At 66.7% G+C, this 11,944-nt stretch carries 12 protein-coding genes; 4 read left to right on the top strand and 8 right to left on the bottom strand.

Annotated elements, in window-relative coordinates; translation table 11 throughout:
• Nucleotides 1-11: 11 nt before the first annotated feature.
• From G606_RS0106470 to G606_RS0106450, 5 genes are all read right to left on the bottom strand, one after another.
• Nucleotides 12-275, bottom strand: coding sequence for a phosphoribosyl-ATP diphosphatase (locus G606_RS0106470; protein WP_026645275.1), 264 nt, complete (start codon nt 273-275; stop codon nt 12-14).
• 130 nt (nt 276-405) lie between these two features.
• Nucleotides 406-1,071, bottom strand: a complete 666-nt coding sequence (gene rpe, locus G606_RS0106465; protein ID WP_026645274.1) for a ribulose-phosphate 3-epimerase — start codon at nt 1,069-1,071, stop codon at nt 406-408.
• Between the two features lie 57 nt (nt 1,072-1,128).
• Nucleotides 1,129-2,145, bottom strand: coding sequence for a prolipoprotein diacylglyceryl transferase (lgt, locus tag G606_RS10165; protein WP_081664098.1), 1,017 nt, complete (start codon nt 2,143-2,145; stop codon nt 1,129-1,131).
• Nucleotides 2,146-2,254: 109 nt separating this feature from the next.
• Complete coding sequence (gene trpA / locus G606_RS0106455) at nt 2,255-3,124, bottom strand: tryptophan synthase subunit alpha (RefSeq protein ID WP_026645273.1); 870 nt, start codon at nt 3,122-3,124, stop codon at nt 2,255-2,257.
• 43 nt (nt 3,125-3,167) lie between these two features.
• Nucleotides 3,168-5,252 (bottom strand): bifunctional indole-3-glycerol phosphate synthase/tryptophan synthase subunit beta, encoded by a 2,085-nt coding sequence (locus G606_RS0106450; protein ID WP_026645272.1) that lies wholly within the window; start codon nt 5,250-5,252, stop codon nt 3,168-3,170.
• A gap of 238 nt (nt 5,253-5,490) precedes the next feature.
• Between G606_RS0106450 and G606_RS0106445 the strand changes: the two genes are divergently transcribed.
• The 3 genes from G606_RS0106445 to G606_RS0106435 all read left to right on the top strand — a co-directional run bounded on the left by G606_RS0106445 (nt 5,491) and on the right by G606_RS0106435 (nt 7,647).
• A complete protein-coding gene (locus tag G606_RS0106445; RefSeq protein ID WP_026645271.1) occupies nt 5,491-5,805 on the top strand; it encodes a hypothetical protein in 315 nt (104 codons plus the stop codon).
• Nucleotides 5,806-5,922: 117 nt separating this feature from the next.
• The gene (locus G606_RS0106440) at nt 5,923-6,951 is read left to right on the top strand and encodes an adenosine deaminase (protein ID WP_026645270.1); all 1,029 of its coding nucleotides are present in this window, start codon (nt 5,923-5,925) and stop codon (nt 6,949-6,951) included.
• Nucleotides 6,952-7,056: 105 nt separating this feature from the next.
• Nucleotides 7,057-7,647 carry a uracil-DNA glycosylase family protein gene (locus G606_RS0106435; protein WP_026645269.1) on the top strand — a complete coding sequence of 197 codons (591 nt, stop codon included), beginning with the start codon at nt 7,057-7,059 and terminating at the stop codon, nt 7,645-7,647.
• A 124-nt stretch (nt 7,648-7,771) separates the two neighbouring features.
• Here G606_RS0106435 and G606_RS0106430 read toward each other — a convergent pair whose 3' ends face one another.
• From G606_RS0106430 to hisF, 3 genes are all read right to left on the bottom strand, one after another.
• Nucleotides 7,772-9,328 (bottom strand): chorismate-binding protein, encoded by a 1,557-nt coding sequence (locus tag G606_RS0106430; RefSeq protein ID WP_026645268.1) that lies wholly within the window; start codon nt 9,326-9,328, stop codon nt 7,772-7,774.
• Nucleotides 9,325-9,741 carry a phosphoribosyl-AMP cyclohydrolase gene (gene hisI, locus G606_RS0106425; protein WP_026645267.1) on the bottom strand — a complete coding sequence of 139 codons (417 nt, stop codon included), beginning with the start codon at nt 9,739-9,741 and terminating at the stop codon, nt 9,325-9,327. Before hisI ends, G606_RS0106430 begins: the two co-directional genes overlap by 4 nt.
• Nucleotides 9,742-9,807: 66 nt before the next feature.
• Entirely contained in the window at nt 9,808-10,578 is a 771-nt protein-coding gene (gene hisF, locus G606_RS0106420) for an imidazole glycerol phosphate synthase subunit HisF (protein ID WP_026645266.1), read from the bottom strand.
• Nucleotides 10,579-10,894: 316 nt separating this feature from the next.
• Here hisF and G606_RS0106415 point away from each other — a divergent pair, with 316 nt between their 5' ends.
• Nucleotides 10,895-11,920, top strand: coding sequence for a helix-turn-helix transcriptional regulator (locus G606_RS0106415; protein ID WP_024541300.1), 1,026 nt, complete (start codon nt 10,895-10,897; stop codon nt 11,918-11,920).
• Nucleotides 11,921-11,944: the final 24 nt, after the last annotated feature.

Below are 11,944 nucleotides of genomic sequence, written 5' to 3'. Positions count from 1 at the left end.
CGCGGTGCCGGTCACAGGTTCTTGTAGATGTCGTCGAGCGTCAGTCCGCGGTCGATCATCATGACCTGCAGATGGTAGATGAGCTGGCTCATCTCCTCGGCGGTGCGCTCGGCGCCCTCGTATTCGGCGGCGATCCAGGTCTCGCCGGCCTCCTCGACAATCTTCTTGCCGATGAAATGCGTGCCCTTCTCGAGCTCCTGCACGGTCAGCGAGCCCGGCGTCTTCGCAGCGGCCTTCGCGTTCAGTTCTTCGAACAGCGATTCGAACGTCTTCATGTGGTGGTTCCTGTCAGTTCACTTTGGCGCGCCCCCCGATGGGCGCGCATATGGTCATGGTCGTGGATTCGGCCGCGCCGATGGACGGTCGCGGCCGGGGATTGCCGGATTGGCATGTGGGTGGACGCGGTCAGTCGCGGTAGGCGGCGCGTGCGGCGTCGCGGATCTCGTCGATAGCCTTCGCCGGATCGTCGGCGCCGTAGACGGCGGAGCCGGCGACGAGGATGTTCGCTCCGGCTTCGGCGACGATCGGCGCGGTCTTGACGCCGACGCCGCCGTCGACCTGGATGTTCGTCGCCAGACCGCGGCGCGTGATCTCGTCGCGCAGACGGCGCACCTTGCCCATCTGATTGGCGAGGAACTTCTGGCCGCCGAATCCGGGTTCGACGGTCATGATGAGGATCGTGTCGAACTCCTCGAGGATGTCGAAGATCGGCTCGACCGGCTCGGCCGGGCGCACGGCGAACCACGCCTCGCAGCCCATGTCGTGCAGCTGGCGCGCCAGACGCACCGGGGCGTGGGTCGCGCCCATGTGGAAGGTGACGGAATGCGCACCGCGCTCGGCGTAGCCCGGAGCCCAACGATCCGGGTCGTCGATCATCAGATGGACGTCGACCGGCAGCTTCGTGACCTCGCAGATGCGCTTGACGACGGGTTCGCCGATCGTGAGGTTCGGGACGAAGTGGTGGTCCATGACGTCGACGTGGACGAGGTCGGCATTCGCGATGCGATCGAGGTCGCGCTCGAGATTGCAGAAGTCCGCGGAAAGGATGCTGGGTGCGATTTTGATATCCATGTCTGCCATTCTAAATAAGGCAAGCGACGAACGGCGGCCGTCTGCGGGCCCCGCGGCTCAGTCGTCGCGGCCGCCGTCGTCCTTGGTGTCGTCGGCTGAGTCGTCTCTCGCGTCGTTGGTCGCGCCATTCGTCGTGCCGTGCGCGCCGCGGCCGCCGTGCGCGGACGCGGCGTCGTGGTCGGCGTGCGCGCGTTCCTCGATTTCGGTGACGGTGCGCAGCTTCTCGGCGAGCAGCGGCGTGGGCTTGCCCACGCGTTGGATGACGGCGAAGGCGACGATGCCGAGGATGAAGACGATGATCGAGACCCAGACGTTGACGCGCAGGCCGAGGAATTCGTGGGAGAAGTCGATGCGCAGCATCTCGATCCAGGTGCGTCCAGCCGTGTACCAGATGACGTAGAGCGCGAACAGCGATCCGGCCTTGAGCGTGTGCACAGTCTTGCGGCCGATCCAGATGATGAGCGCCGCGCCGATGAGGTTCCAGATCATCTCGTACAGGAAGGTCGGATGGAACAGCGTGCCGGTCGGGCAGGTCGCGCCGTCGTAGCACTGCTCGGCGTTGCCGATCGCGGAGCCGGCGGTGTTGAGCTTGAGGCCCCACGGCATCGTCGTCGGCTTGCCGTAGAGCTCCTGGTTGAACCAGTTGCCGAGGCGTCCGATGGCCTGGGCGACGAGCAGCGCGGGCGCGATCGCGTCGGCGAGCAGCGCCATCGGATAATGCTTATGGCGCACCCAGGCCCATGCGCCGAGCGCGCCGAGCACGATCGCGCCCCAGATGCCGAGACCGCCGTTCCAGATGCGGAAGATCTCCACCCAGTCGCCGTTCGGCCCGAAGAAGCGTTCCGGCGTCGTGACGACGTGGTAGAGGCGTGCGCCGACGATGCCGCACGGCACCGCCACGAGCGCCGTGTCGAGGATTTGGTCGAAGGTGCCGCCGTAGCGTTTCCATCGCACGCTCGTGATCCACACGGCGGCGACGATGCCGAGCAGCATCGTCAGCGCGTAGATGTGGATCGTCAGCGAGCCGATGTGGAATTGGGAGACCGTCGGCGAGGGGATGTAGGCAAGGTTCATGGTCCCGATGGTAGCAACAGGTGCGTCCGCCGCCGATACGGCGACGGCGCGCATCCTTCGGGCCGTCATGCCCGGAAGGATGCGCGCCGTGTGGGTGTCGCCCGGCGGTTCAGCGACGGCAGCCGTGGATCGCGTCGGCCAGTGCGGCCGTCGTGTTCGCCAGCGCGCCGAGTCCCTGGACGGGGTCGCGCACGTCGCCGTGCTCGTCGAGCAGCGTGTGCACGAGCGCCGAGCCGACGATGACGCCGTCCGCGTACTGGCCGACGGAAGCGCCCTGCGCGGGCGTCGAAACGCCGATGCCGACGCAGACGTTCTCGGCGCCGGCGGCACGCGTGCGTTCGACGAGTTCGCGCGAGGAGTCGTTGAGCGTCGCGCGTTCACCGGTCACGCCCATGCGGGCGGCAGCGTAGACGAATCCGCGCGCGTTCTCGGCGACAACGCGCAGGCGTTCGTCGGTCGAATCCGGCGAGACGAGGAAGATGCGGTCGAGCCCGTGACGGTCGGAGGCCTCGATCCACTCCCCCGCCTCGTCGGGGATCAGGTCTGGGGTGATCAGGCCCGCGCCGCCGGCGTTCGCGAAGTCGGTCGCGAAGCGTTCGACGCCGTAGTGGAAGATGAGGTTCCAGTAGCTCATGATGAGCGGCACGCCGCCGGCGTTCGCGACCGTCTCGACGGCTTTGAACACGTCGGCGATGCGCTCGCCGTTGCGCAGCGCGATCTGGCTCGCCGCCTGAATGACCGGGCCGTCCATGACCGGGTCGGAGTACGGCAGGCCGATCTCGACGATGTCGACGCCGTTGTCCACCATCGTGCGGAACGCCTCGAGAGACAGGTCCGGGTCCGGGAATCCGAAGGGCAGGTAGCCGATGAACGCCGGCATGTTCTGCACCTTGTACTCGTCGAACAGCCTGCGGCATGGGCTCGGTCGGTGCGAGATGCCGAGGGGCTGTCCCGACGGGGTGGTCGCCGTCGCGGTCACGTCGGCGACGAAGCCGTCGCCGTTCTCGATGATTTCGATCGTCTCACGCATTGTTACCCTGTGCTCCATTCGCTTCCAGTGCCTTGCTCTGTTCGTCGGTCAGATAGCCGAACCATTTGCCCGCGGTGTTCATGTCCTTGTCGCCGCGGCCGGAGATGTTGATGATCATGACGGGATGCTCGTAGCCCTTCGCCTTGAGGTCGGCGGCCGCCTTGTAGGCGCCGGCGACGGCGTGCGAGGACTCGATCGCCGGGATGATGCCCTCGGTCTCGCACAGGTCCTTGAACGCGCTCATCGCCTCGCCGTCGGTCGCCCACGAATAGTTGACGCGGCCGATCTCCTTGAGCCATGCGTGCTCGGGGCCGACGGACGCGTAGTCGAGGCCCGCCGAGATCGAATAGGTGTCGAGCGTCTGTCCTTCGTCGTTCTCGAGCAGGTAGCTCTTCGCGCCCTGGAACATGCCGAGTTCGCCGGTGCCCGGCGCGAAGCGGATCGCGTGGCGTCCCGATTCAGGGCCGTCGCCGCCCGCTTCGTAGCCGTAGAGGTTGACGCGCGGGTCGTCGAGGAAGGCGTTCATGATGCCGATCGCGTTCGAGCCGCCGCCGACACATGCGCAGACCGCGTCCGGATGGTCGATGCCGTACCAGTCGCGCAGCTGCTCCTTCGCCTCCTCGCCGATGACCTTCTGGAAGTCGCGCACCATCTCGGGGAACGGGTGCGGTCCGGCGACGGTGCCGAGCAGGTAGTGCGTGTCCTTGACGTTGGTCACCCAGTCGCGCAGCGCCTCGTTGATCGCGTCCTTGAGGATGCGGTCGCCCAGCGTCACTTCGACGACCTCGGCGCCGAGCATGCGCATGCGCGCGACGTTGAGCGCCTGGCGGCGCGCGTCGATCTGCCCCATGTAGATGCGGCATTTGAGGCCGAGCATCGCGCACACCGTGGCCGTCGCGACGCCGTGCTGGCCGGCACCGGTCTCGGCGATGACGCGCGTCTTGCCCATGCGCTTGACGAGCAGCGCCTGGCCGATCGCGTTGTTGATCTTGTGTGCGCCGGTGTGGTTGAGGTCCTCGCGCTTGAGGAAGACGCGCGCGTCGAGGCCGGTGCGTTCGCGCAGCCGTTCGGCGAAGCGCGGCGCCTCGGTGAGCGGCGAGGGACGTCCCACGTACTGCTTGTTAAGGCGAGCGAGCTCCTTGTGGAACTCCGGGTCGCGCTTGGCGTCCTCGTAGACCCGTTCGAGCTCGTCGAGCGCGGTGACGAGCGCCTCGGGGACGTACCGTCCGCCGAACTGGCCATAATACGGGCCGTGATGGGTGCTGAGCGGCTGTGCTTCCGAGGCCTTCACCTTGGTTCCTGCTTTCACTAGACGTGCTACTGCGAGTTCATGGTCGTCGGCCGTGGCCACGCCTTCGCCGACGAGCACGGCGTCGGCGCCGGCGCGCGCGTAGTCCTCGGCCTCCGTTTCACCGAAGACTCCCGATTCCGCCACCTTGATGACGTCGTCGGGCAGGCCGTCGGCGAGCTGCGCGTACCTGCCGACATCGACGCGCAGATCCTTGAGGTTGCGCGCGTTGATGCCGATGACGCGCGCTCCGGCCGTGACCGCCCGTTCGATCTCCTCGCGCGTGTGCGTCTCGACGAGCGCCGTCATGCCGAGCTCATGGGTCAGGGCGAGCAGACGGCCGAGCGTGTCGTCGTCGAGCGCGGCGACGATGAGCAGGACGATGTCCGCCCCGTGCGCACGCGCCTCCCAGATCTGGTAGTCGGTCGCGATGAAGTCCTTGCACAGCACCGGGATGTCGACCGTGGCGCGCACGGCGTCCAGATCGTCGAGCGATCCGAGGAAGCGGCGTCCTTCGGTGAGCACCGAGATCGCGGATGCGCCGCCGCGCTCGTATTCGCGGGCGAGCGAGGCCGGGTCGTCGATATCCGCCAATGAGCCCTTGGACGGGGATGCGCGCTTGATCTCGGCGATCACCGGTACGCCGTCGCCGCGCCTAAGCCATCGCTTCGCGTCCATCGGGGCCGGAGCCGAGGCCGCCATGGCCTTGAGCTCGTCCAGCGACGTGACACGTGCACGGTCGCGCTGATCCTCGAGCGCGCCCGCTACCAGTTCATCCAAAACCGACATGCTCCTCCTTGGGGATGCGATGGCGAAGACGGGTCCTTCCCGTCAGGGGACACTCTAACGGATGGCGGATGACGAACGCATGTCGGCGTCTGAATGGTGGTCGCGGCCGCACGACACGCCTAACACGACATCATCCGCGCCGGAAAAGTTTCACTTGAGAGTGGAAAAGCATCCGGAGCCACCACCGACGGTGGTCTAATGGGACGTAGCCCGTACCGTATGGCGAAAGGAGCCGATTATGGCAGATATCAAGGAACACTTCGAGGAATTCAAGGATCACATGGAGGAGCGCCACGAGGAGCATGAGGCGAACCGCGACGAGAAGCGCGCCGAGCGCGCCGAGGAGCATGCCGCCAAGGTGATCGCCAAGGAGGACGAGAAGATCGTCAAGGCCGCCGACGATCCGCAGGCCAAGCTCGAGAAGGTCACCGACAGGGCCGACGACAAGAAGGACAAGGCCGAAGGCAAGGCGGCCGCCGAAGAGGCGAAGGCCACCGAGGATCAGGTTGAACTCAACGACCGCTTCGGCCGCCAGCTCGACCTCGACGACTGATTCGGGTTTTCCGATCCGTCCATGAAGGGCGGGCGTGATCGCGCACGATCACGCCCGCCCTTCGCATATCCGGCGCCGTCCCGCGCCGTCACACGGAACACACAGGAAAGGACAACGATGACCGACACAGACAACATGCACGCCGCGCTCGCGACGATGCCGAAGGCGGAGCTCCATCTGCACATTGAGGGCACGCTCGAACCCGAACTCGCGTTCAAGCTCGCCCGACGCAACGACGTGGCGCTGCCGTGGAGGACGATCGACGAGCTGCGCGCGCAGTACCGCTTCGAGAACCTCCAATCCTTCCTCGACCTCTACTATGCGCTGACGAAGACGCTGCGGACCGCCGACGACTTCCGCGACCTCATGCTCGCCTATCTTGCCCGCGCGGCGCGCGACGGCGTCATGCACGCCGAGATCTTCTTCGATCCGCAAGTGCACGTGTTCTCGAACGGCGTGCCCTACGACACAGTGCTCGACGGCCTGCTGGAGGGCCTACGCGCAGGCCGGAAACGCTACGGCGTCACCGGCGGCCTCATGCTGAGCCTCGTGCGCGACATGAGCGTGGAGTCGGCGGACCGCATCCTCGACATGGCCGAGCCGCGCCGCGGCGAGATCCTCGGCATCGGTCTGGACTCCGCGGAGGCGGGGTATCCGCCGTCCATGTTCGTCGACCAGTTCGCCCGCGCACGCTCCTTCGGCTGGCATGCCGTCGCGCATGCCGGCGAGGAGGGTCCCGCCGACTACATCCGCCAAGCGCTCGACCTGCTGCACGCCGAACGCATCGACCACGGCATCCACATCCTCGACGACCCCGAGCTGCAGGCGCGCGTCGTGCGCGACCGGATACCGCTCACCTGCTGCCCGCTGTCAAATCTGCGGCTGCAGGTGGTGCACGACATGCGCAAGCATCCGGTGCCGCAGATGGTGCGCGACGGCATCGTGTGCACGATCAACTCCGACGACCCCGCCTACTTCGGCGGCTACGTCGCCGCCAACTATGCGGCGCTCGCCGACGCGGGCATGTCACTCGACGGCCTCGCCGCGCTCGCCGGGAATTCGATCGACGCGTCGTTCGCCGATGAGCGGCGCTGGATGCGCATGCATGCCGCGCTCGCCGACTGGCGCACCGCCAACGGCGTGTGAACGGAGAGGGGACATATGACGCTATCGGCGCAAGCGCGTCGCATTCGCCGACGGCGGCGCGGCGGACGTGCTATGCCGGTGGGTAGGGCGAACATAAGGAGAGTCATGGAAACGATAGCATCGATCACCAAGCAAATCGAGGACGACCCGCGCGACGCGCAGTTCACCGAACGCGGAGAGAAGCCGATCTTCTCGGCGCCGTCCACCGCACTCATCACGATTGTCGGCCAGTCGCCGAGCCTGGACGCGCAGACCCGCGGCCTGTGCTGGGACGACCGCAGCGGCGACACACTGCGCGAATGGCTCGGCGTGGACAAGGCCACGTTCTACGATTCGGGCAAGTTCGCGCTCGTGCCGATGGACTTCTACTATCTGGGCGATGCGTACGGCGACAAGGGCATGGAGGCGCCGCGCGAATGGGTAGCACCGACGTTCCACCCGGAGATCATGAAGCTGCTGCCGGATGTGAAGCTGACGATCCTCGCCGGCTCCTATGCCGTGAAGTACTACCTCGACCAATGGTCGAAGGCGCGCCTCGAGGACACGGTGAAGAACTTCCGCGAATATCTGCCGAAGTACTTCCCGATCGTGCATCCCTCCGGCCGCACCGACATCTGGCGCACCGAGCATCCCTGGTTTGACGAGACCGTCGTACCCGCGCTGCGCGAGCACGTGCACGCCATCCTCGGCGAGTGAGCGCGTCCGCGATCAGCTCGTCAGGCGAGAGGCCCCGCCGTCCGTAGCGTTACGGACGGCGGGGCCTCTCGCCTGACGAGCTATTGATCCGCGGGACATCGAAGATCTCCCGCGCGACCTTCGGTCACACGCGGCGCAGCTGCGCGGCGATCTTGATCGCCTCGACGCTCGCGCCCGCCTTGTTGCGCGTCTCCATCCATTCGGTCTCAGGCACCGAGTCGAGCACGAGCCCCGCGCCTGCCTGCACCGAGGCCTGATGGTCGCGGATGAAGGCGGTGCGGATCGCGATTGCCATGTCCATGTTGCCGGAGAAGTCGAAATAGCCGACGGTGCCGCCGTAGATGCCGCGGTCGGCCGGTTCCATCCGGTCGATCAGTTCGATCGCCTTCGGCTTGGGCGCTCCGGAGAGCGTTCCGGCCGGGAACGCCGACGTGAACACGTCCATGACGGTCATGTCGGGGCGCACCCGTCCGGTGACCGTCGAGCAGATGTGCATGATGTGGCTGTAGCGCAGCACGTCCATCAGCGAGACGACCTCGACCGATTCGGGTTCGCACACGCGGCTCAGGTCGTTGCGCGCCAGATCGACGAGCATAATGTGCTCGCTGCGCTCCTTGGGATCGGCGAGCAGCTCGTCGTGCAGCCGCTCGTCCTCCTCCGGCGTCGCGCCGCGCGGACGCGACCCGGCGATCGGGAAGCTCATCGCCAGGCCGTCATCGACCTTGATGAGCGTCTCCGGCGACGAGCCGATGACGTTGAAGTCGCGGCCCTGCGCGTCGGTGAGCGTCATGAAGTACATGTAGGGGCTCGGGTTGAGCGTGCGCAGCACACGGTAGACGTCGAAGGGGTCGGCCGGCGAGTCGATGTCGAGACGCTGCGAGCCGACGACCTGGAACACGTCGCCGTCGATGATGTGGCGTCGCGAACGCTCCACCATCGCGAGGAAGTCCTCTTTCCTCGTCCGGAACCGCAGTTCGGGCTGCGGAATCGAGGGATCGAGCACGTCGACGCGGAACTCGTCCTGCGTCGGCGTGGCCGCCCGCACCTGCATGAGCTCCACGCGGGCGACCGCCTCGTCGTAGGCGGCGTCGGCGCGCGTGGGGCGGTCGTCGACGTTCACGGCGTTCGCGATGAGCCACACCGAGCCGTTCTTGTGGTCGACGACGGCGATGTCGGTGGCCAGCGCGAGCGTCAGTTCGCTCTGCCCGGTCTCATCGGGCGCGTTCGCCGGCAGCATCGGCTCCCAATGGCGGATCACGTCCCAGCCGACGTTGCCGACGAGGCCGCCCGTTAGGTTCGGCAGACCGTCGATCCGCGGCGCATGCAGCACGTCGAGCGTCGCGCGCGCCACGTCGATGACGTCGCCGTCGCGCGGCACGCCCGCAGGCACCGTGCCGAGCCAGTCGGCGCGCCCGCCGTTCGAACGCAGCTGTGCCATCGAATCGACGCCGATGAAGCTGTAGCGGCTCCATGTGCCGCTCGTCTCGGCCGATTCGAGGATGAAGGTGCCGGAACGTCGTCCGGCGAGACGCTCGTACAGGCCGACCGGTGTCAGCGAATCCGCGAGGATCCTGCGCACGATCGGGATGATACGGTAACCTTCGGCCGCCAGTGCATGGAAGCGCTCACGGCTCGGCCAGGTCTCCCCCCAGCCCAGATCGGACACGCTGTTGACGCTCATGCCTGCTCCTCCTGTCCTTCGGGGCGCATGCCGACGACGGCCGGCAGCGGACCGCCCTCGTCGAAGCAGCTGCGCTTGCCGGTGTGGCACGCCGCGCCGACCTGGTCGACTTCGACGAGCAGCGCGTCGCCGTCGCAGTCGAGGCTCACCGACTTCACGTACTGCACATGGCCGGAGGTGTCCCCCTTGCGCCAATACTCCTGGCGGGACCTCGACCAGAACGTCACACGGCCGCCTGTCAGCGTGCGGCGCAGCGCCTCGTCGTCCATGTAGCCGACCATGAGCACCTCACGGGTGTCGTACTGCTGGACGACGGCGCACACGAGCCCCTTGTCGTCGTACTTGAGCCGCGCTTTGATGCGCGGGTCGAGCATCACGAAATTGTCGTAGGTCTTCTCAGCTTCGCTGCCCATCATGCTCCCATATCATCGTTCGCGAACAACAGACCACATCATCATACGCGCGCATGCCGCGCACGCTCAGCGCACCGTGTAGCCGGCGGCGCGCAGTGCGTCCTTGACCTCGCCGATCGTGACCTTGCCGTAATGGAAGATCGACGCGGCGAGCACGGCGTCGGCGCCGGCCGCGACCGCCGGCGGGAAGTCGGAGGCCTTGCCCGCGCCGCCCGAGGCGATGATGGGGATCGAGACGACCTCGCGCATCGCACGGATCATCTCAAGGTCAAAGCCCTGCTGCGTGCCGTCGGCATCCATCGAATTGAGCAGGATCTCGCCGGCGCCGAGCTCCTCGGCGCGCTTCGCCCACCACAGCGCGTCGATGCCGGTCGATTTGCGTCCGCCCATCGTCGTGACCTCGAATCCCGAACGCGTATGCCGTTCGCCGCGCTCGCGGCGCGCGTCGACGGACAGGACGAGCACCTGGTTGCCGAATCGTTCGGCGACGCGGGAGATCAGCGTCGGATCGTTGATCGCAGCCGTGTTCACGCCCACCTTGTCGGCACCGCAGCGCAGCAGCGAATCAACGTCCTCGGGCGTGCGTACGCCGCCGCCAACGGTCAGCGGGATGAAAATCTGCTCGGCGGTGCGCGTGACGACGTCGATCATCGTCTGGCGATGCGAGCTCGACGCGGTCACATCAAGGAAGGTCAGCTCGTCGGCGCCCTGACGGTAGTATTCGGCGGCGAGCTCGACCGGGTCGCCCGCATCGCGCAGGTTCTCGAAGTGGACGCCTTTGACGACGCGTCCGGCGTCGACGTCGAGACATGGGATAACACGGACCGCCAACGGCATGGTCGCACCTCTTTCGAATCGTTGCTGACTCAACACGGAACGCCACCAGCGTACCGATTCCCTGTTACAACGCGCCGCACGCGCCGCCCACGCGACCGCATGCCGAAACGGCCGGGCCTGCATCCCCGAGCCGTTCCGGGACGCGAAATCGTTGGAACCGCGCGGATGCAACCGCAGGTTGCCGCGGAAGTCGACGGTTGCATCCGCCGATGCAACCGAAAGGTGGTAGCGCGGCTTTCGCATACCGGGCATAGTTGGTGCCATGGAGCCGACGACGGTAGCGTCGATACGGCCACGGTCAGGAAAGGACACGGACATGACCTTCAGGGACAATCTGCAGTACCTGCGCGCCCAACGCAACATGACGCAGGAGCAGCTCGCGATGCTGCTCGGCGTCTCGAGACAGGCGATCAGCAAATGGGAGGGCGACAAGGCCTATCCGGAGATGGACAAGCTGCTGATGATGTGCGACCTGTTCGGCGTGACGCTCGACGATCTCGTCATCGGCGACGTGCGCGACGGACGCGCCGAGACCGCAGCGGCCGACGACACCGGGGACGAACGCCCAAAAGCGCCCGTCGGCGCCGGCGCGACGATGCTCGCCGAGCCGTCCGCGCTGCCGCAGGACATCACCGGCTATGACGAGCACATGCGTTCCTTCGACCGCAAGATCTGCGCCGGCGTCTTCGCCGTCATCTTCGGCGTCGGCGTCGGTCTGCTGTTCGACGGCGACAACAGCGTGCCGGTGTCGGCCTCGATCGGCGAATTCCTCGTGTTCCTGTGCATCTCGATCGGCGTGCTCGTCGCGCTCGCGTTCTTCGTGCCCGCGGGTCTGGGCCACGCCGAGTTCATGCGCCGCCACCCCTTCGTCGAGGACTTCTACACCGGCGAGGACCGCCGTCAGGCGGCGCACACGCTCGCGGTCAGCCTCATCTTCGGCGTCGGCCTGATCCTCATCGCCTGCGGCTTCATGGTCTACGCCGACGGCGTCATGCACATGGACGAGGGATGGCCGGTCGCGCTGTTCATGATGATCGTCGCCGGCGGCGTGGCCGCATGCACGTACGGTGGCATGAACTACGCGCGCGTGAACGTCGAGGAGTACAACAAGGCGGCGATCCGCGAGGAGCGCAGCCGCAGCATGGACACGGTCGAGGGCGTCAACGGCGCAATCTGCGGCACGATCATGATCGTCGCGACGATTGTGGGCCTTTCGATGCTGTTCTTCTTCGACGGCGGCCCCAAAGGCATGTTCTGGATGTCGTGGGTCATCGGCGGCCTGCTGTGCGCAATCGCGTCGATCGTCACGAACGCGATCGCCGAACGCCGCGACCGGCGCTGAACGGCGCGCGCCGGCATGGCGTGC

The sequence above is a fragment of the Bifidobacterium sp. AGR2158 genome (genome assembly GCF_000424225.1).
Classification (GTDB): Bacteria; Actinomycetota; Actinomycetes; order Actinomycetales; family Bifidobacteriaceae; genus Bifidobacterium; species Bifidobacterium anseris.
Note: the sequence above shows the minus strand (reverse complement) of the source record. Positions and strands in the feature narration are given on the sequence as shown.

What these genes read in the sequence shown, in the direction of transcription:
- G606_RS0106440 (WP_026645270.1), top strand. Translation starts at nt 5,923, where the DNA reads ATGACCGACACAGACAACATGCACGCCGCGCTCGCGACGATGCCGAAG.
- G606_RS0106470 (WP_026645275.1), bottom strand. Translation starts at nt 275, where the DNA reads ATGAAGACGTTCGAATCGCTGTTCGAAGAACTGAACGCGAAGGCCGCT.
- hisF (WP_026645266.1), bottom strand. Translation starts at nt 10,578, where the DNA reads ATGCCGTTGGCGGTCCGTGTTATCCCATGTCTCGACGTCGACGCCGGA.
- G606_RS0106450 (WP_026645272.1), bottom strand. Translation starts at nt 5,252, where the DNA reads ATGTCGGTTTTGGATGAACTGGTAGCGGGCGCGCTCGAGGATCAGCGC.
- G606_RS0106445 (WP_026645271.1), top strand. Translation starts at nt 5,491, where the DNA reads ATGGCAGATATCAAGGAACACTTCGAGGAATTCAAGGATCACATGGAG.
- hisI (WP_026645267.1), bottom strand. Translation starts at nt 9,741, where the DNA reads ATGGGCAGCGAAGCTGAGAAGACCTACGACAATTTCGTGATGCTCGAC.
- lgt (WP_081664098.1), bottom strand. Translation starts at nt 2,145, where the DNA reads ATGAACCTTGCCTACATCCCCTCGCCGACGGTCTCCCAATTCCACATC.
- rpe (WP_026645274.1), bottom strand. Translation starts at nt 1,071, where the DNA reads ATGGATATCAAAATCGCACCCAGCATCCTTTCCGCGGACTTCTGCAAT.
- G606_RS0106435 (WP_026645269.1), top strand. Translation starts at nt 7,057, where the DNA reads ATGGAAACGATAGCATCGATCACCAAGCAAATCGAGGACGACCCGCGC.
- G606_RS0106415 (WP_024541300.1), top strand. Translation starts at nt 10,895, where the DNA reads ATGACCTTCAGGGACAATCTGCAGTACCTGCGCGCCCAACGCAACATG.
- G606_RS0106430 (WP_026645268.1), bottom strand. Translation starts at nt 9,328, where the DNA reads ATGAGCGTCAACAGCGTGTCCGATCTGGGCTGGGGGGAGACCTGGCCG.